Below are 21,724 nucleotides of genomic sequence, written 5' to 3'. Positions count from 1 at the left end.
CCAGGTAAGCCACTTCCGCCCGCAAGCGTTCGTTCTCCCGCCGCAGTCGTTCCAGTTCGGGTACCTCCACTGGTGGCGAGGCGTCGGGCCTCCTGGGTCTGCCTTTGGCCCTGGGGCGCAGAGCATCCGGCCCTTCTCGGCGGTATGCCCGAGCCCACGTTTCGAGAAGTTTGGGCGATGATAAGCCAGCTTCTGAGGCGAGATCTTGCGCACTCTCGCCTGCGGCGAAGCGTTCGACCAATGCGAGCTTGAAATCAAACGAGTACGCACGCTTTGTCGGCTTAGTCATCAACGCTCCCCGGCCATGGATCCTCCACCGCCGATAAAGACGGTCTACCGGCGAGCGGGCAACGCCCAGCAAGCTGGCTGTGGCCTTGTCCGCGATGCCCTTCTCAAACCACGCTACAGCTGCCTCGCGCTGCTCCTCGGACAATGAACTAGATGGACGCATAAAACTGCTCCCCGGAAGTCGGAACTGAATTTATCAGTCCAACTTTCGGGGAGCAGTTCATGGTGGGGAAGCCGCCCTTTTGTGTGTCCGGTCAGGTTTAGTAGAAATGCACGGTGTCCACGAGGTGGGGGAGTTCCCCGCCGTCCAGGAAGATCCGGAGGTTTCCGCAGAAGCGCTCGGTGATCAGGCGGTTTTCCGCTGCGCTGAGGGCGGAGGTGTGGGGCGAGACCAGTACGTTCGGGTGGCTCCACAGCGGGCTGTCCTGCGGCAGTGGCTCTACTGCGAAAACGTCAAGGCAGGCGTAGGAGACCTGGCCGTTGTCCAGGGCCTCGAGGAGCGCTTCCTCGTCCACCACGGTTCCCCTGCCAACGTTGACGAAGACGGTGCCCGGCTTCATGGCCGCGAATACGTCGCGGTCAAAGAGTCTTTCCGTGTAGGGCGTTCCCGGCAATGTGTTGACTACGGCATCTGCCGCGGCCAGGAGAGCTGGAAGGCCATCGTTGGTGGCGACCTCCTCGATGCCTTCCAGCGGTTCCGCCGTTCGTTTGGTGCCGCTGACCTTCATGCCCAGGGCGCGGGCAAGGCGCGCTGTTTCCAGGCCGATCTCACCGAGGCCGGCAATAACGAGCGTGGAACCGCTCACCAGGCGGGTGGGGGTACGCAGCTCGGGCCAGACCTTGGCTTCCTGGTCGCGGACCAGCTCCGCGGTGCGCTTGAATCCGTTGAGGATTCCCATCGTGGCGAATTCGGCCAGCGGCAGGGCATGGACTCCTGCGGAGGTTGTCACCTTGAACTTCTGCAGTGTTTCCTGGTCGAGGCCGGAGGCCTTGACCGCCCCGCCGGCTCCCGCCGCCATGGCATGCACCCACTGGAGGTGCGGGTTTTCGCCTGCCGCCCGGGCAAGGCCTGCGGGGCTTTCGTTGGGCATGCCGTAGAGGACCTGTGCTTGGTTGACCATGGCCCAGTAGCGCTCCTCCTGCTCCGGGGAACGCCGGAAAGCGGGATCACCGGCATGGTCGGCCGGATACCGCTCCGGCGGCAGTAGTTCGGGCTCGTACAGCACGGTAACGGACGGGTCGACGGCGCGGATGCGGTCCACGAGCTCAGCTTCGAGGGGGACGGCAATGGCCACAGTAAGAGGAGAGGTCATCTGTTCATCATACTGAATAGAGGCTAGGATATTGAACACTTTGGAGGCGTTAGGAGGGGCTGGCGAAAATGCAGGACAAGTGGGCAGGCTTTGTGGGACTGGGGTTGATGGGCTTGCCCATGGCAACGAATGCCCTCACGAAGGGGTGGCACATTACGGCCTGGAACAGATCGCCCGGGCCGCTCCGGGAGCTGCAGCGGCTCGGCGGGGAAGCCGCCGCGCTGATCGCGGACATGCGGGATCTTCCGGTGATCATTTTTATGCTTCCGGACTTTCCCGATATTGAGGAGGCCGCGGCGGGGCTCCTGGAGAGCTGGGAATGGCAGCCACCCGCCCCCGGTACCGTCGTCGTGGTTATGAGTAGTGTTTCTCCCACCGGGGTCCAGGACTTCGGGCACCGCGTGGCAGCGGTGTCATCCGGTCATGCCCGCGTGGTGGACGCGCCGGTCAGCGGCGGAACCAGGGGAGCAGCAGACGGTACGTTGGCCATCATGGCCGGTGGGGAAGAAGCGGCCGTCCGCAGTGTTGAACCCTTGCTGCGCTGCATGGGCACCACCGTGCGCCATCTGGGCCCGCTGGGAGCCGGCTCCCTCGCCAAAGCATGCAACCAGTTGGTGGTGGGAACGACGACGGCGGCACTCGCCGAAGCCGCCGAGCTTGCCGAGCGATCCGGGCTGGATCCGGGCGCGCTCTTTGAGGTTCTCTCCGGCGGACTGGCCGGCAGCCGGGTGCTGGACATCGTGGGCCCGCGGCTGGTGAGTAAGGACTACACGCCCACCGGGCCTGCCAAGTTCATGCACAAGGACCTCTCATTTGTTGTGGAAGCAGCCCGCGCTGCATGCTCCGCCGTCCCCATGGCGACGGCCGGCGTCGAACTTTACGCGGAACTCAAGCGCCAGGGCCTGGGTGACCAGGATCTCGCGGTGGTCCGCCAGACCATCTCCCGGCTCAGCCAGCCGGCGCCGGAAGCGCTGGCGGAAGGAACGGTTGCATTATGAGCCAACTTTTTGATTTGACCGGCCGGGTTGCGCTGGTCACCGGGTCCAGCCGCGGCATCGGCAACGCGCTGGCGAGGGCGTTGGCCGACGCCGGTGCAACAGTGGTGCTGAACGGCGTCAATGAGGAGCGGCTCAAGGACGCCGCGGCGACGATGGCTGCCGACTTCGCGCCCCGCCGGGTGCACAGTGTGGCCTTCGATGTCACGAGTGACGTCGAGGCGGCCCGCGGTGTTGCCTGGGTGGAGGAGCATGTGGGGCCGCTGGAGATCCTGGTGAACAACGCCGGGATCCAGCACCGGGTGCCCATGCTGGACCTGGATGTGAAGGACTGGGAACGGGTGATCTCCACGGACCTGACCAGCGCGTTCCTGGTGGGCCGGGAGGCTGCCCGGTTCATGATCGGGCGCGGGCACGGCAAGATCATCAACATCTGCTCCGTGCAGACGGACCTGGCCCGGCCCACCATCGCACCGTATATTGCGGCGAAGGGCGGGCTGCGGAACCTGACCCGGGCCATGACCGCTGAGTGGGCGGCGTCCGGGCTGCAGACCAACGGCATCGCTCCGGGCTACATCCACACCGAGATGACGCAGAACCTGGTGGACGACGAACAGTTCAATTCCTGGATCCTGGGCCGCACCCCGGCCAACCGGTGGGGGACCGTGCAGGACCTCGCCGGCCCTGCCGTGTGGCTGGCCTCCAGCGGGTCCGACTTCGTCAACGGCCAGACCATCTTCATCGACGGCGGAATGACGGTAGTGGTCTGATGGCTGTTGCGGCGCGTGTCAGCGCCGCACGGGGATAAACACCCGCGGCTGCTCCGTCCACGTATCCGACATCTGGGACATGGTGCGGCGCATTATCCGGTCCGAGGCCTCCCGCGCCGCGGCGCTGTCACCCCTGGAAATGGCCTCCGCTACATCCACGTGCCACTGCAGGGCGGCCTCGTGCGGGTGGTCGGGCATGAGGCCATGAACGGTGCGTCCGGTCAACGTCTCGGCCACCTGGCCCATCAGGTTGGCGAACATCTCATTGCCGGAGCCGGAGAGCAGCAGCGAATGGAACTGGATATCCAGCTCCAGGAAGCGTGGCACCTCACCGTTGTGCCCGGCGTCGCGCATTGCATAGGCAACGTCCACCAGCTCGAGGCGCAGCGGCGCCGGCGCGTTCTGGGCGGCAAGTTCTGCCGCCGCGGGTTCGACGGCGGCGCGCAGCTCCGCCAGTGAGCGCAGCTGGGCTCCCCGGGCGTCGCTGGCCAGGCGCCACCGGATGACTTGCGGGTCAAAGGGATTCCAGCGGCTGGGCGGCAGCACCCTGATGCCCACCCGCTTGGTGGTTTCCACCAGGCCAAGGGACTGCAGGACGCGCACCGCCTCGCGGATGACCGACCGCGAAACCTTCAGTTCAACCTCCAGCTGCTCGGCCAGCATCACGTGCCCGGCGGGCAGGTTGCCCGAGACAATCCGGGTGCCAAGATTCTCGATGGCACGGTGGTGCAGGCTGGTGGTCATGGAGTCAAGCCTAGTGGGACTGCCCTCCCGGACTGCCTTTTGTGGTGGACGGCCGGAGACACAAAGGGTTCCAATAGGTGGGCGTTACTTTTTTGTGACCGCCCGAATATATATGCTTTATTCAGACCCCCGGTCTGCAATGTACTTCCGCCAAGGAAGCAGCTGCACATCCATCGCACAGTATGAATTGGAGTTTTGATGTCTGCACACATCGGTGTCACCGGCCTTGCGGTCATGGGTGCCAACCTGGCCCGCAACCTCGCGCGGAACGGCTTCACCGTCGCACTGCACAACAGGTCAGTCGAGAAAACCGACGCCCTGCTCGAACGGTACGGCTCCGAGGGCGACTTCGTCCGGACGGAAACCCTGCAGGAGCTCGTGGACTCCCTCGAGAAGCCGCGCCGCGTGCTGATCATGGTCAAGGCCGGCAAGCCCGTGGACTCCGTCATCGAACAGCTGGAGCCGCTGCTGGAAGCCGGCGACATCATCATCGACGCCGGCAACTCCCACTACGAGGACACCCGGCGCCGCGAAGCCGCGCTGGCCAAGAAGGACCTGCACTTCGTGGGCGTCGGCGTATCCGGCGGCGAGGAAGGCGCCCTGAACGGCCCGTCCATCATGCCCGGCGGTTCCAAGGAGTCCTACAAGGCCCTCGGCCCGCTGCTGGAAAAGATCGCCGCCAAGGTGGACGGCGAACCGTGCTGCACCTGGGTGGGAACCGACGGCGCCGGCCACTTCGTCAAGATGGTCCACAACGGCATTGAATACGCCGACATGCAGGTCATCGGTGAAGCCTTCGACCTGCTGCGCTCCGGTGCCGGGATCGAGCCGGCCGAGCAGTCCAAGATCTTCTCTGAGTGGAACAAGGGCGAGCTGTCCTCCTTCCTGATCGAAATCTCGGCAGAGGTCCTGGGCCACGTTGACGCCAAGACCGGCAAGCCGTTCGTGGACGTCGTGGTGGACGCGGCCGGCCAGAAGGGAACCGGCCGCTGGACGGTCATCTCCGCACTGGAACTGGGCTCCCCGGTCTCCGGCATCGCCGAATCCGTGTTCGCACGTGCCCTGTCCTCCCAGGCAGGCCAGCGCAAGCTCGGCCAGGAACTGCTCGCCGGCAACGAAGCATCCGTTGAAATCCCGGAGACCTTCGTAGAGGACGTCCGGCAGGCGCTGTACGCCTCCAAGCTGGTCTCCTACGCCCAGGGCCTGGACATGCTCACCTCCGCCGCAAAGGAATACGGCTGGGACCTGAAGCTGGACGAGATCGCCTCCCTGTGGCGCGCCGGCTGCATCATCCGCGCCGAACTGCTCAAGGACATCACCAAGGCCTACGCTGCGGACGAGAAGCCCGCCAACCTGCTGTTTGCCCCGGCCTTCACCAAGGCCATCGCCGACGCACTGCCCGCCTGGCGCCGTGTGGTTGCCACCGCCGTCCAGCTGGGCATCCCGGTTCCGGTGTTCTCCTCCTCGCTGGCCTACTACGACGGCCTGCGCCGCAAGCGCGTTGCTGCCGCCCTGATCCAGGGCCAGCGCGACCTCTTCGGCGCCCACACCTACGGCCGCGTTGACGCCGAGGGCACGTTCCACACCCTTTGGGGCGAGGACAAGTCCGAGATCGAGGCAGTGGACACGCACTAGCGTCCGCTCCACGGCAAGCGAACGGCCGGCAGTTCTTGGACTCTTCTTCCAGGAACTGCCGGCCGCTTTGTTTAACACTAAAGGCCTGTCGATGCTGCCACATGGGCAGCATCGACAGGCCTTTGGCAGCCGGACGCTAGAGCCTAGATTCGGTACTCAATATCGTATTCAGCCGGGTCGACGGCAGGTTTGGTTTCCCGCTGCGCGTCCCGGTGCCGCCACTTGGCAGGAACACCGGTGACGATGGATTCCGGCGGTGCGTCCTTGACCACTACGGCGTTGGCGCCCACGGCACTGTCCCGGCCGATGGTGATCGGCCCCAGGATCTTGGCGCCGGCGCCGATAGTGACGCGGTCCCCGATAGTGGGGTGCCGCTTAATCCTGGCCAGCGAACGTCCACCCAGCGTGACACCGTGGTAGATCATCACGTCCTCGCCGATCTCGGCGGTTTCGCCGATCACCACGCCCATGCCGTGGTCGATGAAGAACCTTCGGCCGATGGTGGCGCCGGGATGGATTTCAATACCGGTCCAGGACCGGCCCAGCTGGGACAGGAGGCGCGCCGGGAACCGGAGCGCCGGGTTTTGCCACATGCGGTGCGTCAGCCGGTGGACCCAGATGGCGTGCAGGCCGGAATAAGCGAAAAAGTTCTCGAAAGAACCTCGAGCCGCCGGGTCGTGGGACCGGGCGGCGTCGAGGTCTTCCTTTAGTCTTGCGAAAAAGCCCACAAAGTTCTTTCTACAGGAAACGGGCGGACGGCGGTTCTAATCAGCCGCGGATGTCGTCATAGAGCACAGTGGAGATGTAACGCTCGCCAAAGTCGCAGACCACGGCAACAATCAGTTTGCCTGCGTTCTCCGGGCGCTTGGCCAGCTCCAGTGCGCCCCAGACGATGGCGCCGGAGGAAATGCCGCCCAGGATGCCTTCCTTGACGCCAAGCTCACGGGCCACGCGGACAGAGTCCTCGAGGGTGGCGTCCAGGACCTCGTCGTAGACGTTGGTGTCCAGGATTTCGGGCACGAAGTTGGCGCCGATGCCCTGGATCTTGTGGGGGCCGGGCGCCCCGCCGTTGAGGATGGCGGAGTCCTTGGGCTCCACGGCCACGATCTGCACGCCGGGCTTGCGTTCCTTCAGGACCTGCCCGACGCCGGTGACGGTTCCGCCGGTGCCGATGCCGGCGACGAAGATGTCCACCTGGCCTTCGGTGTCAGCCCAGATTTCCTCGGCCGTAGTGGTGCGGTGGATCTCCGGGTTGGCCTCGTTGGCGAACTGCTGGGCCCAGATGGAGTTCTCGGTGTTGGCCACAATCTCCTGGGCCTTCTCCACGGCCCCGCGCATGCCCTCTGAGCCGGGGGTGAGGACGATCTCGGCACCAAAGGCGCGCAGCATCACGCGGCGCTCGGTGGACATGGTCTCCGGCATGGTCAGGATGACCTTGTAACCGCGGGCAGCGCCCACCATGGCCAGGGCGATGCCGGTGTTGCCGGAGGTGCCTTCCACGATGGTTCCGCCCGGCTTCAGGGCACCGGACTTCTCTGCCGCGTCCACGATGGCCACACCAATGCGGTCCTTCACGCTGTTGGCCGGGTTGTAGAACTCCAGCTTGACGGCAACGGTGGCATCCAGCCCCTCGCTGAGCCGGTTGAGCTTGACCAGCGGGGTGCCGCCGACGAGCTGCGTCACGTCGTCATAAATCCGTGCCATGTAGATACGCCTATCTGGTTAGGGGTGAATACTGAGGTCAGCCTAACGAGGCCGCGTAACACCCGCTAAGCGTTAAGCCATGCAGAGTAATATTTCCTGGCCTTTGCGAGCTTCGGGTTGATGATCACCTGGCAATATCCCTGCTCCGGGTGCTTGGCGTAGTAGTCCTGGTGGAATTCCTCGGCAACGTAAAACCGTGGGAGTCGGCTGACTTCGGTGACGATGGGATGCGCCCACAACGCCTGGTTCCGTTCGATGGCTTCCTCGAACAGGATCTTCTCTTCGGTTGTTTCGTAGAACATGGACGAGCGGTACTGCGTGCCCACGTCGTACCCCTGGCGGTTGAGGGTGGTGGGGTCGTGCAGGGCAAAGAACATGTCCAGGATGACATCGGCAGGGATGACATCCTCGTCGAACGTCACCGCCGCCACCTCGGCATGTCCGGTGGTGCCGTTGCAGACCGAGTAGTAGTCCGGGTTCGGATCGTGGCCGCCGGTGTAGCCGGACACTACGGAGCTGACGCCCCTGGTCTTCTGGTAAACGGCGTCAAGGCACCAGAAGCAGCCTCCGCCTAAAACAAAAGTTTTCATGACCTCTTCAATGGTTGGCGGCGCCGGATGATTCCCCGGCCGTCCGGGGGCGGGCAGCAAAGGCGCTGCCCGGGCCGTGCAATGGGGTAAAACTAAGACTATGGAACCTGTGGACACCGACGTTACCGGACCGGAGAAACACGACGGCGAACCTCACGACGGCGAGGCCCCTTCCGGCGGGGAGGCGGTTGAGCAGCCGCAGGCTCCCACGCTGGGCGAGCTGCTCCTGGCAGTTGAGGAACTGTGGCCGGAGTCCCTGGCAGAGAACTGGGACGAGGTGGGCCTGGTGGCAGGACACCCCTCGGCGCCGGTCACTCGGGTGATGTTTGCAGTGGATCCCACACTCGAGGTCATTGACGAGGCCGTGGAATGGGGCGCGGAGCTCCTGATCACCCACCATCCCCTGCTGCTCAAGGGTGTCACCACGGTGGCCGCCACTACTCCCAAGGGCAGGGCCGTCCACCGGCTCATCGAGTCGGGCACAGCCCTGCTGACAGTGCACACCAACGGTGATTCCGCCGTCGGAGGCGTTTCTGACGTCCTCGCCGACGCCCTCGGCCTGCAGGACGTCGCCCCGCTCACCGTTGCCGCAAACGGCCTTCCGGAAGAAGGGATCGGCCGGGTGGGGGACCTGGCGGACGCCATGACGCTGGGTGATTTCGCCGCCCGGGTTTTCGGCATCCTGCCTTCCGTCGCCGGGGGAGTGCGTGTCTCCGGGGACAAGGACGGCCTGGTCCGCCGGATCGCCGTGTGCGGCGGCGCCGGGGACTCCCTGTTCAACGAGGTGCGCGCCAGCAATGCAGACGTATACGTTACCGCTGACCTGCGCCACCACCCCGCCTCCGAGGCAAGGGAAGCTGCACTGAACGGCAGGCCCTACCTTGTGGACGTCTCGCATTTCGCCAGCGAGTGGCTGTGGCTGCCTGCCGCGGCCGCCGCCTTGGGCAACGTCCTCGCGGACCAGGGCCATGAGGTGGAAATCCAGGTCAGCACCACCAACAGCGATCCCTGGGACTTCATCCTCACTCCGGGGTAAGCCTGCCGTTCGGGGCAGGGGAGCAGGCCAGGCGCTAGAGTCTAGGAAGCGCCGGTACGGTGCCCGGCTTCGGCCGGCAGGAAGCAAGCGGAGGTAACAGTGGCGAAGGCAGCACCGGCGGAACAGTTGAAGTTGCTTGAGCTGCAGGGGCTGGACGCCAGGCTGAAGTCGCTTGCAAACCGCCGCCGCTCGCTCGAGAACGATCCCCGCATCAAGGACCTCGAAGCCGCACTGTCCGTGGCCAACGGTGAGCTGGGCGCGGCAAAAGTTGCTGTGCACGACGCCGAAACCGAACTGAAGCGCGCCGAGGCCGATGTGGAGCAGGTTGCCACCCGCATCGAACGGGACGAGGCCCGGCTGAACAGCGGCACAGGCCTCTCCAAGGACCTGGTCGCGCTGCAGAAGGACATCGCTTCCCTTAACAAGCGCCGCTCGGACCTTGAGGACGTGGAGCTCGAAGTTCTTGAGCGGCTTGACTCACTGCGCGCCAAACAGGCCGCACAGCAGGCCATCGTGGACGACATCCAGGGATCCTTTGGCGGCATCCGGGCCGAACTGGATGCCGCGCTTGCCGAGGTGGAGGCCGAAGCTGCCGGGCTGCGCACCCAGCGGGCCGAATTCGCCGCCGGGCTCGATGCCGGAATGCTTGCTGTTTACGAAAAGACCCTGGCGAAGCGGGGAGTGGGCGCGGCGCGGCTGTTCCACGGAACCTCCGAGGCCTCCGGAATGAAGCTGAGCCCCGGCGACCTCGCCGAAATCAAGGCCGCAGCAGCGGACGACATCGTGTTCTGCCCTGACTCCGGCGCCATCCTGGTCCGCTCGGAGGAGTGGGCCTGACCCAACTGGGTAGCGCTAAGTGTCGTTTTGGAGCGCCATAACGACACTTAGCGCTACTTAGTTGGGGAGGGGCGTGGGAGTCAGCCCGGCAGGATGATGTTCAGCGCGTGTGGTTTCCGTGCCGAACCGGCAACGAGTTCAGCCTCCCACTTTTCGCGCGCGGCCCTCAGGAGGTCCGACGGCGTCGCGGGCGCCTTGCCCCGCCTCGCCAGCAGGTGCCGGGCCAGCTCGCCCCGGGTGTGCTTGGCAAAGTGGCTGACCACCTTGCGGACTCCGTTGACCTCGGTGAAGACATTGACAGTGACGGTCTGTGCCGCCGGGGGAGCCCATACCGCCGCATAGGTACTCGACCGGCAGTCCACCAGCAAATGCCCGGAAGCGGCCTCGGCAAGCACATCGGAGAGCTGCGGTTTCCAGAACGAGGCGAGGCGGCCGACGTCGGGCAGGGCCGTGCCCATGGACAGCCGGTAGGCCGGAACACTGTCGGCGAAACGGATGGCGCCCCACAACGCCGAAACCACCAGCACCGATTCATCCGCCTTGCGCCGTTGCGCCGGGGTCAGCGTCTTATAGCCGAGCGCGTCATAGAGGACGCCGGAATAGATCTGATGGGCCGGAGCGGCAGGTTCCGCATGCAGCCGGGTGTTCCGCTCGACGTCGTCCTTCAGCGACGCGCCGACACCCAGCAGGGCGAGGGCGTCCTCATGGGCGCTCACCGTTCCGAGCGCGTCCAGCACTTTAGCCCGGTAGGTGTTCAACTGCGGGAAGCTGAGGGAAGGCCAGTCGACGGCGGATCCGCGGACCGCGGGTGTCTTGCCTTCGGAGGGGGGAAGCAGAATCAGCACCGTCCGATCCTACCGGCGCAGGGAAACCTGCCGGCCGCCGGTAGACTGGACCTGGATGGGTTGACCAGGCGGCCGCGCGTCACGCAAGTGGCTCGAGGAACGTCCGGGCTCCATAGAGCAGGGTGGTGGGTAACGCCCACTCGGGGTAACCCGCAGGCCAGTGCCACAGAAAACAGACCGCCTGGGTCGCGCCGGTTTGAAAGCGGCACGAAGCAGGTAAGGGTGAAACGGTGGTGTAAGAGACCACCAGCTTCCCGGGTGACCGGGAAGGCTAGGTAAACCCCACCCGGAGCAAGGCCAGACAGGGCACGTTCGAGGGCTGCTCGCCCGAGTGTCCGGGTAGGCCGCTGGAGGGCGCCGGCAACGGCGTTCGTAGATGGATGGCCGCTACTCCCGCACCGGCAACGGGGCAGGAGCACAGAACCCGGCGTATCGGTCAACCCATCCACCCAGTCCGGTTTGACCTTGGAAGCTGTGTTGGGGATGCTGAACCGTGCCCGCGAATACTGATGGACAATCCTCCCCCGGAACCACGCGGCGGCGCGTCCCCTCAGCGGGGCGGCAGGTGGCCGCCCTGGCCGGATTCCTGGCCGTCTCTTATGCCGTCTGTATCCTGGCGTCCATCCCGATCATCCTGCACTCCAACGGCTGGTTCGCCGGCTCAACACAGGCACCATGGATGCCGGCCGGGTGGATGTTCCGGACGGTGTGGATCGGGCTCTATGCCTGCATCGGCTTGTCTGGATGGCTGGTGTGGCGCAGGGGAGCGCTGTCGGGCCGAGTTCTCGGGTACTACCTGCTGCAGCTGGTGCTGAACCTGGCGTGGCCGTTGATGTTCTTTGCCATGTTCCCCATGATGGGGTCCGCTGCACTGTGGCTGGCTTTCGCCATCATCTGCGCCCTGGCGTGTGTCCTGGCCCTGCTGGTGGTGGAAGCGGGCCCGGTCCATACCTGGGCAGGACTGCTGGTCCTGCCCTACCTTTCGTGGGTGGTGTTCTCCGCCAGCCTCAATCTCTATTCGGCCCTCCACAACTAAGCGGCCCACCCGTCCTGTGTGAGTGATTTCACGCGCCTTGGGCCGTCCCGGGGCAGTCTGCCAAATTAGAATGGATACCGGACGCAGGAGTTCTTCCGCCGAAAGTTGCGTTTGCAGCCGGCGGTTTTCTTTTGCATACGATCCAGGTGCCTGGGGAACAATCCCCGCAGGTGCCGGTGCCCCTGGACACCATCAGGTGGCCGACATCCGTGTACGAGGACGTACGCGGCTGAACCGAGGAAGGTATTTCTGTGAGCCAGACGTCAGATTCTTGTCTTGATACGTGGATGGGCCGCGAGGCCCTCGCCGAGGCCATGATTCCGGTGATCGGCCGGCTGTACCGCGAAAACAACGTGGTCACCAGCATCCACGGCCGGAGCCTGATCAACAAGTCCACCATGAACATCCTCAAGGCGCACCGCTTTGCGCGCAGGATGAGCAAGGACGAACTGCTGCTGGAGGAAACCGCTCCGCTGCTGAACACCCTGGCCGGGCTGGAGCTCGGTGCCGCCGCGATCGATATCGCCCGGCTGAACCAGAAGTTCAAGGAGGAGGGCGGCGACGCCACCCTGGAGGAGTTCCTCCGCGAAGAGCTGGCTGAGATCGTGGGCAAGCGGGGCGGCGACGACCGCACCAGCACCGACGTTGTACTTTACGGCTTCGGCCGCATCGGCCGCCTCCTGGCGCGCCTCCTGATCGAAAAGGCAGGCGGCGGCCACGGCCTGCGCCTGCGCGCCATCGTGGTCCGCAGGGGTTCCGACAACGACCTGTCCAAGCGCGCCAGCCTGCTCCGCCGCGACTCGGTCCACGGCTCCTTCGAAGGCACCATCCGCGTGGACGAGGCAGCCAACACCATCACCGCCAACGGCGTCCAGGTGCAGGTTATCTACTCGGACAACCCCGCCACCATCGACTACACCGCCTACGGCATCAACAACGCGCTTGTGGTGGACAACACCGGCCGCTGGCGTGACGCCGAGGGCCTGTCCCAGCACCTGCAGAGCAAGGGCGTGGCACGGGTGCTGCTGACCGCCCCGGGCAAGGGCGAGCTGAAGAACATCGTTCACGGCATCAACCACCGCACCATCGAGGACACGGACCAGATTGTGTCCGCTGCGTCATGCACCACGAACGCCATCACCCCGGTCCTGAAGGCCATCAACGACAAGTTCGGCGTGGTCCACGGCCATGTCGAGACGGTCCACTCCTTCACGAATGACCAGAACCTGATCGACAACTTCCACAAGGGTGACCGGCGCGGGCGCTCGGCCGCACTGAACATGGTGATCACCGAGACCGGCGCAGCCAAGGCCGTGGCCAAGGCCCTGCCCGAACTGCTGGGCAAGCTCACCGGCAGCTCCATCCGCGTCCCCACCCCGGACGTTTCCCTGGCCATCCTGAACCTGAGCCTGGAAAACGGGACCACCAAGGACGAGGTCAACGAATACCTCCGGGAGATGTCGCTGCACTCGGACCTGCGCAAGCAGATCGACTACATCGACTCGCCTGAGGTTGTTTCCACGGACTTCGTGGGTTCCCGGCGTGCAGGCATCGTGGATGGCCTTGCCACCATCTCGAACGAGAAGAACCTGGTGCTCTACGTCTGGTACGACAACGAGTTCGGTTACAGCTGCCAGGTGGTCCGCGTGATGGAAGAGATGGCCGGAGTCAACCCGCCGTCCTTCCCCGCCAAGGAGACGGCGTCCGCCCTGGCCGCAATCGCCGTCTGACCCGCTAACCCGGACCTCAGGGATTTCCCGGCTGATTCGCTGGAATCAGTCGGGAAACGGGACCACACTGGTGCCATGGATAAAGATTCGACGCTTGAGCACGAGACCACCCTGGAACACGCCTTGGACGTGGCCAAGGCCAACCACAAAGAAGCCGTCCGGCTGCTCGAAGGCGCCCGCGCCGGGCATGCGACCGGCGACGTCAGCGCCGACCGGGTACGGCAGCTTGAGGGACTGCTGGCCATTGCCGAGGAGGACCTCCGGCGCGTGATGCGGGAGCAATAACCGCGTGGGCTGACCCCTCACCCGCCCTCCACAGTGTGGATATCTGCAAGGAGGGCGGGCGGGTGTCCTAGGCTCTTCTGGTGCATAACAGTACTGGACGGGCCGAAGCCCCATGACCGTGAGCTGGTCCGCCTACCGGCGTGCCCGCCGTCGTTCCCGGCAGGCTTGGGCGGTGCTCGCCCTGGCTGCGGTCTCAGCACTCGCAGCCCTGTTCTGGTTCTTTACCGCCGGCCAGTTCGCCGCAGCGGAGCCGGCCGCGTCCGGGCCCACCGAGGCGCCGGTGTTTGATCCGGCCTGGATGAATCCCGTAGTCCCGGTGCATGCGGTGCCCGAAGGCACTGCCCTCTCCGCCCTTGACGGCCTTGCCGTCAAGGGACGCGCGGCCAAGGACACGTATAACCGCGAAGCGTTTGGACAGGCCTGGCAGGACGTTGACCGGAACGGCTGCGATACACGCAATGACATCCTGCGGCGGGACCTTGCCGGCGTGCTGTTCGTTGAAGGCTCGAAGTGCCGGGTCGCGGCCGGCTCTTTCCACGAACCCTATACCGGCCAGTTCGTGGACTTCCGGCGGGGCTCCGACAGCAGCCGTGCAGTCCAGGTTGACCATGTGGTCGCCTTGGGGGACGCCTGGCAGAAGGGCGCCCAAGGACTGACAGCGGCGCAGCGGCAGAGCCTGGCGAACGATCCGCTGAACCTCATCGCCGCGGACGGACCGGCGAACCAGCAGAAGAGCGCCGGTGACGCCGCCACCTGGCTGCCGAAAAACACTTCGATCCGCTGCCACTACGTGGCGCGCCAGATTTCAGTGAAGGCAGCCTATGGCTTGTGGGTCACGGAAGCGGAAAAGGAAGCGATGGAGCGCGTCCTGGGATCATGTCCGGACCAGCGGACCGTATCAGCCCGCTAAATCCCAGGGCGCTTTCCTGACCGTGTGCTGGGGCCGGCAAGGGCAGCCGGCCGCCGTCCCGCCGTCGGGCCTAATGCCCGAAGGGGTCCGGGTCCACGCCCGGCATCCACGTCAGCCCGGGAACGCCCCAGCCGCTCTTTTTGGCCTGCTTCAGCGCTTTGCGCGCATAGCGGTCCATGAGCCGGTTGACGTACAGTTTTCCGTCCAGGTGATCGTACTCATGCTGGATGACCCGGGCGAACCAGCCTGTGGCCTCGAACTTCACTGGCTCGCCGAAGCCGTCAAAACCCTCCACCCGCGCCCACTCGGCACGCTTGAGCGGATACGCGCCGCCGGGGAAGGACAGGCAGCCCTCTTCCTCCTCGTCAGGATCGGGGACGGCGCCGGAAATCTTCGACAGCGTGAGCACGGGGTTCACCAGCACTCCGGTGGGGGGAGCGCCGTCGTCGTTGGCGTATTTGTAGACGAAGATCCGCTTGCCGACCCCCACCTGCGGGGCAGCGAGGCCCACACCGTTGGCCGCGTCATTTGTTTCGAACATGTCCGCGATCAGGGTCCGCAGTTCGTCGTCGAAGACTTCAACTTCGGCCGCCCTGCGGTGCAGGACGGGCTCTCCCCAGATGGTGATTGGCAGAACAGTCATCTCGCGGTCCTCCGGCGGTATCCAGTGCAGAAGCAGTTGATGCAAAACAAAGGAGGCCGCACCGGATATCCGGTACGGCCTCCCTACTGTGAGGGTGAGCTACGGGGGTTGAACCCGCGACCTCCTGGACCACAACCAGGCGCTCTGCCAACTGAGCTAAGCCCACCATGCGCCCTGCAGATCTACCGGCTGACCGGCTCCCTGGGAAGGCAACTCAAATAGCTTACCTGCTCTTCAGGGGTGCTTCGTCCACTTTTGCCCATTTCACCGAAATTTCCCGCAAACGTGGCGCAGATTACGCTTCCAGCGGCTGCCCGTCCGGGGAACCGGTAATGCGCTTGGCGATCCGCTGGGCCGTGGCGCTGTCCGGCCCGGGCGCCGGAACGAACACTGCGTCCCGGTAGTAGCGCAGTTCGTCGATGGAATCCTTGATGTCCCCCAGGGCGCGGTGGCCGCCCTTTTTCGCCGGCGACTGGAAGTAGGCCCTGGCGAACCAGCGGCGGGAGAGTTCCTTGATGGTGCTGACGTCGATAACGCGGTAGTGCAGGTGCTCCACGACAGCCGGCATATCGCGGGACAGGAAGACGCGGTCCGTTCCCACGGAGTTTCCGCCCAGTGGAGCCTTGCGGGGATCCGGCACCCACTTTGAGATGTATTCCATTACTGCCGCCTCGGCCGCGGCCATGGTGGTTCCGTAGGGGAGTTCCTGGAGCAGGCCGGATTTGGTGTGCATGTCCCGGACGAAATCATTCATCTGGGCCAGGGCGGCGTCGTCCGGTTTAATTACGACGTCCACGCCGTCGCCGAGGATGTTCAGTTCCGAGTCGGTGACCAGTGCGGCAACCTCGATCAGGGCATCGTTTTTGATGTCCAGGCCGGTCATTTCGCAGTCGATCCAGACGATTCGTTCGTTAGATATAGGCACCGGACCAGCCTACCGTTACACCTCCGGACTGCCTGCCGGTGTTAGGATTTCGGGTACGCGGCGGGACCACTTGCTGTCGTTGTCACCCGCCTGTGCCGGCCATGCAGCCCGCCGGGCAGAATCGCGCAAACGCAAGAGATTGGACCATCCTGAGATGACGGCGCCTGTGCCTGCAGCGGGGGAACTGGCGGCCGCGGACTCTGCTGCAGCAGACGGGGCCGACGTCGATAATCCCCGCTCTCCGCTCCTGGCCGGATTTGTGGGCTCGATGTTTATGCTGATCGGGTCCCTGGGCGTGGGCTGGCTGGCTCCCGTTTCTGAACTCCGCAGGGTGCCGCTGTTCATCTGGATGCGGGCCGAAGCGGCCGGCGTTGCGCTCTCCATCATCCTGCTCGCAGTGGGCGGGATGCTCCTGGTCCGCGCCTGGCTGCGGCTTGGCCAGCGGATCCGGGTCTGGGGAGACCAGGCCCGGCAGGCGACGTTGATGGCTGTGGTGGCCTGGGGGCTGCCCATGATGTTCAGCGTCCCGCTGTTCAGCCGGGACGTTTACGCCTATATCGGGCAGGGCCGCCTGATGGTGGAGGGTTTCAACCCGTACGAGAACGGCATTTCCGCGCTCTCCAACTACTTCCAGCTGGGTGCGGACAAAATGTGGACTGAGGCCCCGGTTCCGTATGGCCAGCTGTTCCTGTGGATCGAACAGTTTGTGGTGTGGTCCACCAATGTCCAGCCGGAGGCCAGCGTGATGATGTTCCGGCTGGTGTCGCTGGCCGGGGTGGTCCTGTGCGTGGTTTACGTGCCCAAGCTCGCAGCGCTGCATGGAGTTAACCCGAACCGGGCACTGTGGCTGACGGCTGCCAATCCACTGTTCCTGACCAACTTCATCGCCAGCGTCCACAACGATGCCCTCATGATCGGGCTGGCGCTTGCCGGCCTTTACTACTCCGCCACCCGCCGCGTGGTCCGTGGCATCGTCCTGGTGACCCTGTCCATTGCCGTCAAACCGATCACCATTGTGTTCCTGCCCTTCATTGGCCTGCTCTGGGCGGGGAAAAACGCCGGCTGGCTGCGGAAGTTCGCCTTCTGGGGCCTGACGGCCGGGTTGAGCCTGGGAATCCTGGTGCTGATGAGCCTGGTCAACGGGTTCGGGTTCGGCTGGATCAACGGGCTGTCCGCCCCGGGCAGCATCTTCATCTGGTACGCGCCGGTAGGGCTGATCGGCATGGTGGTGGCCTCGCTGGCCAACGCTTTCGGACTGGACGGGCGTGTCCTTGCCGATTGGGTGTTCGACGCCGGGAAGCTGCTGGCGGTGGGGATCCTCGCCTGGCAGATTTTCCGGGGTGAGCATGACCGCCTCATCCGCCGCCTCACCCTTGGGTTTGCGGCGATCGTTGTGCTGGCCCCCATGATCCAGTCCTGGTATGTGGTGTGGCTTATTCCGCTGTTCGCCGTGACCGGCATCCGGAACGACTGGCAGGTCAAGGCCCTGTACTTCGTGGTCTCGTTCTTTATGATCTATGCCATTTCGGACCAGCTGGAGGTGTTCCCGTACCTCCAGACGGCGGACCTCGGGCTGGCTCTTGCCCTGGCGCGTGTTGCCGCTGCGGTCACGGGGCTGCTGTTTGGCCTCTACCTGATTTTCTGGGACCCCCGCACGCGCAGCCTGTTCCGGAAGACCGGTGAACCGGTCCTCGAGCGTCCGGTCATTTAGGCAGGTTCTTCAGCGCTTCCCGGCGGGACAACGGGCTGATGCTTCCCTGGTGTCTGGCCACGAACTCCGCTACCCAGTCAGGTGCTGTTTTCGCATACTCCCGGAGCGCCCAGCCAATAGCCTTCCGTATGAAGAACTCGGGGTCAGCCAGGTTCACTTCGATGACGCGGCGGAGTAGTTCGGGGTCTGTGTTGGCCTTGGCCTTGAGCTGTGCGGTGAGGGAAGCGCGCCTGATCCAGAAGTCAGGATCCGTGCTCCAGCCCAGGATCACGGCAGTCATCTCCTGCCGGTTGGCCTGCAGCAGTGTACAAATGCGGCCGGCAACACCGTCGGCAAAATCCCACCACGCGCCGTCGCGGATGATTTCCTCGTAGACCGGAAGCATCTGCAGATCCGTGGCCACCAGCCTGCCGGCGGTCAAATCGATCGCGGCATACCGTTCCTCGCGGAAGCCGGCGGTGCGCCAAAGCTCCAGGACGGTATCACGGACCTGCTCCGCCGAGTCGAAGGGATAGCGGACAACTGCCCCGGCAGCCAGCCGGCGCACCTCTGGCACCCGGACACCGAGCGAAGGGATGGCGGATTTCATGTACGTCTGCGCTCCGGCTGCCCTCTCCGGGTCGGCCATGTCCCGGAGCTGGCTGCGGACAGCCTCAAGGAGTTCCCGGTTCACCATACGGCAACTCTAGCCATCGTTTCTGACGACGGCGGCCTGCCGTCCGCCGCCCCAGCGGCGACTTTGGCGATACGATGTTTAGCGCTAACACAGGCGAATAATCGATGGAGGACTCCCATGCCGGGCACCGAGTACAGCATCGCCGCCGGCGACTACACTGCGGTGATCACCGCGAGGGGAGGAGCCCTCCGGGAACTCCGCCAAAAGGGGAGGGACCTGGTGGTGGCCTTTGGCGCTGACGGAACGATTCCCGACGACCGCGGCGTCATTTGCGCTCCGTGGCCCAACCGCCTTGCGGACGGCACCTACACCTACGCCGGCCGGACATTCGAGGCAGCCATCAATGAACCTGAACGGGGTTCAGCCCTGCAGGGTCTGGCAACAGGCCGCCTCTGGATCGTGCGGCAACCTTCCCCGGACGAGGTGGTGCTGGATTGCCGGGTGGCCGCGGGCGAGGCATATCCCGGGGAGCTGGACCTTTCCGTTGCCTATAGGTTGACTGAGGACGGGCTGGTCAGCACTGTGCGGGCGGCAAACATCGGCGGCGTACCGGCGCCGTACGGTGTCTGTCCGCACCCCTACCTGGTGGCGGGCCCGTCGGGACTCGACGAATGGTCGCTGGAGCTGCCCGCCGCCGATTTCCTTGAAGTGACCCAGGACCGGTTGCTTCCGGTCGGGATGCGCAGCGTCGACGGGCACGAGTTCGACTTCAGGGCCGCCCGCCGCCTGGGGCCGGTCAAGATCGACCATGCTTTTACCGGCATCAACCGCGGGGCTGACGGGCGCGCACGCGTCCGCGTCCAGGATCCCGCAGGAACCGGCGTCGAGCTGGAATGGGGCGCCGAGTGGCCCTGGGTCCAGATCCACACGGCTGACAAGCCGGTGGGACCGGACCGCCTGGGCCTGGCAGTTGAGCCGATGACCTGCCCGCCGGACGCTTTCAACTCAGGAACCGACGTGGTCCATCTGCAGCCCGGCCAGGCGCACTGTGCTGAATGGACCATCCGCGCCCTTGGCTAGCTAGGAAACCGTCCAGCCTGCGCGGTCCAGCCAGCCGGCACAGAGGGCCGGCCACTGGTCTGCGCCGGCTTGCCCGTCCGCCAGGCCCAGCCCGTGGCGGCCCTCGGGGAAGACGTGGAGTTCCGCGGGCACGCCTGCGTTGAGCAGGGCCGCGGTGTAGTCCAGGCTGTGGCTGACGGGCACTGCGGCATCATCGGCCGTATGCCAGACGAACGCGGGCGGCGTTGCAGCTGTCACCTGCTGCTCGGCGGACAGTTCGGCAAGGAGATCCGCCGACGGCGACCCGCCAAGAAGGTTGTCCACGGAACCCTGGTGCACCGCCCGGGTATAAGACACCACCGGATAGCAGAGCACCGTCAGATCCGGGACTGCCGACGGAACGTCCAAGTCAGCGCTGCCGGTGGCCACAGCCGTGGAAAGCGTCGCCGCAAGGTGCCCACCCGCGGAAAACCCGAGGACGCCCACGCGCCGGGGATCCACCGCCAGGCCGTGCGCACCGCCGCGGATCTGGAGCATGGCCTGCTTTGCATCCTCCAGCGGTGCGGGGTGCCGGTCCGGAGCAACCCGGTAGCGCAGGACGAAACCGTGAATGCCCAGTCCGGCCAGCCATTCGGCCACGGGCTCGGCCTCATGGTCTGCCTGGCGGCCATAGCCGCCGCCGGGAAGCACCAGGACGGCGGGACGCTCTCCCGAGCCCGCGCGGGACGGCACCGCCGTCAATTGCAACGCCACGGTCAGGCTGCCGTTTCCGTGCTGCGCCGGAGCGTGACCTCACCGGTAATGGGCTGCTGCCGCCCGCCGTCGGGCCCTGCCTCAGTTGAACCGGAACCGTTCTCGCCGGGCTCGCGGGCACTGGCTCCGCCGGGAGCCGTGGCACGGGTTGCCAGGCGCCCGATTTCTTCCAGCGGCAGGCGCACCGTGGAGAGGGCGGGGCGGAAGTCCCGGAGTGTTTCGATGTCGTCGAAGCCTGCGATGGTGGCGTCCCGCGGAATCCGCAGCCCCTGTTCACGGAGGGCTGCGGCCGCACCGATGGCCATGACGTCATTGACGGCGAAAATGCACAGCTTCCCGCGCCCGGCTTCCTCCCCGGAGTCCGCCTGCCGGGACTCTGCCTGCCGGGCCTTGATCATGTCAGCGAGCTTGAGGCCGGCCTCGTAGCCGCCCGCGCGGTTGAAGGCCGTGCGAAGGACTTCGGCGGGTTTGCGTCCGGCGGCTGCCAGGCCCTCCTGGAACCCGCGGATCCGGTCGTCGGACGTGAAGAGCCCATCCGGACCGCCGATGATCACAAAATCACCATCCTGGCCGGAAGCGAGTTTTCCCGCCAATGCCGCTGCGAGTTCCTGGTTGGGCACGGCCACAACGTGGTAGCCCTCCGGAGCTGTCGCGCCGACCACAGGGTGGCCCACCACCGCTACCCGGCCGCCATTGCGGCAGTACCGGTCCAGTTCAGCCGCCAGTTCAGCGTTGCCTTCCTGGTTTTCCGGCTGCGAAGAGCGGGAGCCGGCGATCACGATCGAATCAGCGCGGCGTGCGGCGAAAGCGGCCACGGCTTCCCTTTCCTCCGCCGGGGCGCCGCCGGTGGTGGCCAGCAGCACCATCTTGCGCTGCTCGCGGGCCGCCTCCTGCACACCCCTGGCGATGGCGGCGAAGTAGGGGTCGGCGATGTCGTGGACGATCAGGCCGATCAGTCCCGAACTGGACTTCGCGAGGCCCTGGGCCTGGGCGTTGGGGATGTAGCCGAGCGAGTCCGCGGCCTGGCGGACGCGGTCCGCGATGTCCTGTCCCGGCTTGCGGGCGGAACCATTGAGGACCCGGCTGGCAGTGGCCGGTGATACCCCTGCCAGCCGCGCCACCTCGGTAAGGGTACTTGCAGCCACAGCGTCTCCTGATCGGCTTTGTAGGGTCATCCAGCGTAACCACATTATGGCAGTTTTAAGCTGTTGCTGGAAAGCGCTTGCCAATACGTCGTGCCGGGTGCATCATTGGAGCAATGGGAATGCGCTTTCCCGATTTAGCTTGAGTAGAACTGCT

23 protein-coding genes, 1 tRNA gene and 1 other RNA gene are annotated in these 21,724 nt (G+C 65.3%); 12 read left to right on the top strand and 13 right to left on the bottom strand.

Annotated features, from left to right (window positions below; genetic code table 11):
• Positions 1 to 289 (bottom strand): helix-turn-helix domain-containing protein (locus tag FNL14_RS23420; protein WP_181762740.1); only part of this gene is annotated, 289 nt, incomplete at its 3' end.
• 259 nt (positions 290 to 548) lie between these two features.
• Positions 549 to 1,601: a D-2-hydroxyacid dehydrogenase gene (locus FNL14_RS21430; protein ID WP_142064411.1), complete on the bottom strand. Its 1,053-nt coding sequence runs from the start codon at positions 1,599 to 1,601 to the stop codon at positions 549 to 551.
• Positions 1,602 to 1,669: 68 nt separating this feature from the next.
• On the opposite strand from FNL14_RS21430, the gene FNL14_RS21425 reads away from it, so the two are divergent.
• Positions 1,670 to 2,599, top strand: coding sequence for an NAD(P)-dependent oxidoreductase (locus FNL14_RS21425; protein WP_142064408.1), 930 nt, complete (start codon positions 1,670 to 1,672; stop codon positions 2,597 to 2,599).
• A complete protein-coding gene (locus tag FNL14_RS21420; RefSeq protein WP_142064405.1) occupies positions 2,596 to 3,366 on the top strand; it encodes an SDR family oxidoreductase in 771 nt (256 codons plus the stop codon). The genes FNL14_RS21425 and FNL14_RS21420 overlap by 4 nt, the downstream gene beginning before the upstream one ends.
• Before the next feature lie 18 nt (positions 3,367 to 3,384).
• Here FNL14_RS21420 and FNL14_RS21415 read toward each other — a convergent pair whose 3' ends face one another.
• Positions 3,385 to 4,110 carry a FadR/GntR family transcriptional regulator gene (locus tag FNL14_RS21415; protein WP_091422733.1) on the bottom strand — a complete coding sequence of 242 codons (726 nt, stop codon included), beginning with the start codon at positions 4,108 to 4,110 and terminating at the stop codon, positions 3,385 to 3,387.
• Between the two features lie 198 nt (positions 4,111 to 4,308).
• Here FNL14_RS21415 and gndA point away from each other — a divergent pair, with 198 nt between their 5' ends.
• The gene (gene gndA / locus FNL14_RS21410; protein WP_142064402.1) at positions 4,309 to 5,745 is read left to right on the top strand and encodes an NADP-dependent phosphogluconate dehydrogenase; all 1,437 of its coding nucleotides are present in this window, start codon (positions 4,309 to 4,311) and stop codon (positions 5,743 to 5,745) included.
• A gap of 143 nt (positions 5,746 to 5,888) precedes the next feature.
• On the opposite strand, the gene epsC is transcribed toward gndA, so the two are convergent.
• From epsC to msrA, 3 genes are all read right to left on the bottom strand, one after another.
• Positions 5,889 to 6,473 carry a serine O-acetyltransferase EpsC gene (gene epsC, locus FNL14_RS21405; protein WP_091422740.1) on the bottom strand — a complete coding sequence of 195 codons (585 nt, stop codon included), beginning with the start codon at positions 6,471 to 6,473 and terminating at the stop codon, positions 5,889 to 5,891.
• Positions 6,474 to 6,513: 40 nt separating this feature from the next.
• On the bottom strand, positions 6,514 to 7,449 hold the full coding sequence (cysK, locus tag FNL14_RS21400) for a cysteine synthase A (protein WP_142064399.1): 936 nt from the start codon (positions 7,447 to 7,449) through the stop codon (positions 6,514 to 6,516).
• Between the two features lie 65 nt (positions 7,450 to 7,514).
• On the bottom strand, positions 7,515 to 8,039 hold the full coding sequence (gene msrA, locus FNL14_RS21395) for a peptide-methionine (S)-S-oxide reductase MsrA (RefSeq protein ID WP_142064397.1): 525 nt from the start codon (positions 8,037 to 8,039) through the stop codon (positions 7,515 to 7,517).
• 109 nt (positions 8,040 to 8,148) lie between these two features.
• Here msrA and FNL14_RS21390 point away from each other — a divergent pair, with 109 nt between their 5' ends.
• Both FNL14_RS21390 and FNL14_RS21385 read left to right on the top strand, forming a co-directional pair.
• The gene (locus FNL14_RS21390; protein ID WP_142064423.1) at positions 8,149 to 9,075 is read left to right on the top strand and encodes a Nif3-like dinuclear metal center hexameric protein; all 927 of its coding nucleotides are present in this window, start codon (positions 8,149 to 8,151) and stop codon (positions 9,073 to 9,075) included.
• Between the two features lie 99 nt (positions 9,076 to 9,174).
• The gene (locus FNL14_RS21385) at positions 9,175 to 9,912 is read left to right on the top strand and encodes a zinc ribbon domain-containing protein (protein ID WP_142064394.1); all 738 of its coding nucleotides are present in this window, start codon (positions 9,175 to 9,177) and stop codon (positions 9,910 to 9,912) included.
• Positions 9,913 to 9,992: 80 nt separating this feature from the next.
• Here the strand turns inward: FNL14_RS21385 and FNL14_RS21380 are convergent, their stop codons facing one another.
• Positions 9,993 to 10,757: a YaaA family protein gene (locus tag FNL14_RS21380; RefSeq protein WP_142064391.1), complete on the bottom strand. Its 765-nt coding sequence runs from the start codon at positions 10,755 to 10,757 to the stop codon at positions 9,993 to 9,995.
• Between the two features lie 56 nt (positions 10,758 to 10,813).
• Here FNL14_RS21380 and rnpB point away from each other — a divergent pair.
• The 5 genes from rnpB to FNL14_RS21355 all read left to right on the top strand — a co-directional run bounded on the left by rnpB (position 10,814) and on the right by FNL14_RS21355 (position 14,718).
• An RNA gene (gene rnpB, locus FNL14_RS21375) (RNase P RNA component class A) lies at positions 10,814 to 11,205 on the top strand.
• Positions 11,206 to 11,250: 45 nt separating this feature from the next.
• Positions 11,251 to 11,793 (top strand): TspO/MBR family protein, encoded by a 543-nt coding sequence (locus tag FNL14_RS21370; protein ID WP_142064388.1) that lies wholly within the window; start codon positions 11,251 to 11,253, stop codon positions 11,791 to 11,793.
• Between the two features lie 251 nt (positions 11,794 to 12,044).
• Positions 12,045 to 13,523, top strand: a complete 1,479-nt coding sequence (locus tag FNL14_RS21365; RefSeq protein ID WP_142064385.1) for a glyceraldehyde-3-phosphate dehydrogenase — start codon at positions 12,045 to 12,047, stop codon at positions 13,521 to 13,523.
• A 75-nt stretch (positions 13,524 to 13,598) separates the two neighbouring features.
• Entirely contained in the window at positions 13,599 to 13,808 is a 210-nt protein-coding gene (locus tag FNL14_RS21360; protein WP_091422760.1) for a hypothetical protein, read from the top strand.
• Between the two features lie 112 nt (positions 13,809 to 13,920).
• Positions 13,921 to 14,718 carry an HNH endonuclease family protein gene (locus FNL14_RS21355; RefSeq protein WP_142064383.1) on the top strand — a complete coding sequence of 266 codons (798 nt, stop codon included), beginning with the start codon at positions 13,921 to 13,923 and terminating at the stop codon, positions 14,716 to 14,718.
• A 70-nt stretch (positions 14,719 to 14,788) separates the two neighbouring features.
• Here the strand turns inward: FNL14_RS21355 and def are convergent, their stop codons facing one another.
• From def to orn, 3 genes are all read right to left on the bottom strand, one after another.
• On the bottom strand, positions 14,789 to 15,361 hold the full coding sequence (gene def / locus FNL14_RS21350) for a peptide deformylase (RefSeq protein WP_142064380.1): 573 nt from the start codon (positions 15,359 to 15,361) through the stop codon (positions 14,789 to 14,791).
• A gap of 93 nt (positions 15,362 to 15,454) precedes the next feature.
• A tRNA-His gene (locus FNL14_RS21345) sits at positions 15,455 to 15,527 on the bottom strand.
• Between the two features lie 129 nt (positions 15,528 to 15,656).
• The gene (gene orn / locus FNL14_RS21340) at positions 15,657 to 16,286 is read right to left on the bottom strand and encodes an oligoribonuclease (protein ID WP_142064377.1); all 630 of its coding nucleotides are present in this window, start codon (positions 16,284 to 16,286) and stop codon (positions 15,657 to 15,659) included.
• A gap of 154 nt (positions 16,287 to 16,440) precedes the next feature.
• Here orn and mptB point away from each other — a divergent pair, with 154 nt between their 5' ends.
• Entirely contained in the window at positions 16,441 to 17,997 is a 1,557-nt protein-coding gene (gene mptB, locus FNL14_RS21335) for a polyprenol phosphomannose-dependent alpha 1,6 mannosyltransferase MptB (RefSeq protein ID WP_170850878.1), read from the top strand.
• Here mptB and FNL14_RS21330 read toward each other — a convergent pair.
• Positions 17,990 to 18,673, bottom strand: a complete 684-nt coding sequence (locus tag FNL14_RS21330) for a DNA alkylation repair protein (RefSeq protein ID WP_142064374.1) — start codon at positions 18,671 to 18,673, stop codon at positions 17,990 to 17,992. The two genes, mptB and FNL14_RS21330, sit on opposite strands and share 8 nt — an antisense overlap.
• A 117-nt stretch (positions 18,674 to 18,790) precedes the next feature.
• Between FNL14_RS21330 and FNL14_RS21325 the strand changes: the two genes are divergently transcribed.
• Entirely contained in the window at positions 18,791 to 19,693 is a 903-nt protein-coding gene (locus FNL14_RS21325) for an aldose 1-epimerase family protein (RefSeq protein ID WP_142064371.1), read from the top strand.
• Here FNL14_RS21325 and FNL14_RS21320 read toward each other — a convergent pair whose 3' ends face one another.
• Together FNL14_RS21320 and FNL14_RS21315 are read right to left on the bottom strand one after the other, a co-directional pair.
• On the bottom strand, positions 19,694 to 20,431 hold the full coding sequence (locus tag FNL14_RS21320) for an alpha/beta hydrolase (protein WP_091422775.1): 738 nt from the start codon (positions 20,429 to 20,431) through the stop codon (positions 19,694 to 19,696).
• Positions 20,428 to 21,570 carry a LacI family DNA-binding transcriptional regulator gene (locus FNL14_RS21315; protein WP_142064368.1) on the bottom strand — a complete coding sequence of 381 codons (1,143 nt, stop codon included), beginning with the start codon at positions 21,568 to 21,570 and terminating at the stop codon, positions 20,428 to 20,430. The genes FNL14_RS21320 and FNL14_RS21315 overlap by 4 nt, the downstream gene beginning before the upstream one ends.
• Positions 21,571 to 21,724: the final 154 nt, after the last annotated feature.

The sequence above is a fragment of the Pseudarthrobacter sp. B4EP4b genome, assembly GCF_006680095.1.
Taxonomy (GTDB): domain Bacteria; phylum Actinomycetota; class Actinomycetes; order Actinomycetales; family Micrococcaceae; genus Arthrobacter.
The sequence above is the reverse complement of the archived record's forward strand: the minus strand, read 5'-3'. Positions and strand labels throughout refer to the sequence as shown.

Bases quoted from the DNA above. Each gene is read 5' to 3' on its own strand.
- FNL14_RS21360 (WP_091422760.1), top strand. From the start codon at position 13,599: ATGGATAAAGATTCGACGCTTGAGCACGAGACCACCCTGGAACACGCC.
- FNL14_RS21425 (WP_142064408.1), top strand. From the start codon at position 1,670: ATGCAGGACAAGTGGGCAGGCTTTGTGGGACTGGGGTTGATGGGCTTG.
- gndA (WP_142064402.1), top strand. From the start codon at position 4,309: ATGTCTGCACACATCGGTGTCACCGGCCTTGCGGTCATGGGTGCCAAC.
- FNL14_RS21420 (WP_142064405.1), top strand. From the start codon at position 2,596: ATGAGCCAACTTTTTGATTTGACCGGCCGGGTTGCGCTGGTCACCGGG.
- cysK (WP_142064399.1), bottom strand. From the start codon at position 7,449: ATGGCACGGATTTATGACGACGTGACGCAGCTCGTCGGCGGCACCCCG.
- FNL14_RS21330 (WP_142064374.1), bottom strand. From the start codon at position 18,673: ATGGTGAACCGGGAACTCCTTGAGGCTGTCCGCAGCCAGCTCCGGGAC.
- FNL14_RS21325 (WP_142064371.1), top strand. From the start codon at position 18,791: ATGCCGGGCACCGAGTACAGCATCGCCGCCGGCGACTACACTGCGGTG.
- FNL14_RS21430 (WP_142064411.1), bottom strand. From the start codon at position 1,601: ATGACCTCTCCTCTTACTGTGGCCATTGCCGTCCCCCTCGAAGCTGAG.
- FNL14_RS21415 (WP_091422733.1), bottom strand. From the start codon at position 4,110: ATGACCACCAGCCTGCACCACCGTGCCATCGAGAATCTTGGCACCCGG.
- def (WP_142064380.1), bottom strand. From the start codon at position 15,361: ATGACTGTTCTGCCAATCACCATCTGGGGAGAGCCCGTCCTGCACCGC.
- FNL14_RS21355 (WP_142064383.1), top strand. From the start codon at position 13,921: ATGACCGTGAGCTGGTCCGCCTACCGGCGTGCCCGCCGTCGTTCCCGG.
- msrA (WP_142064397.1), bottom strand. From the start codon at position 8,039: ATGAAAACTTTTGTTTTAGGCGGAGGCTGCTTCTGGTGCCTTGACGCC.
- mptB (WP_170850878.1), top strand. From the start codon at position 16,441: ATGACGGCGCCTGTGCCTGCAGCGGGGGAACTGGCGGCCGCGGACTCT.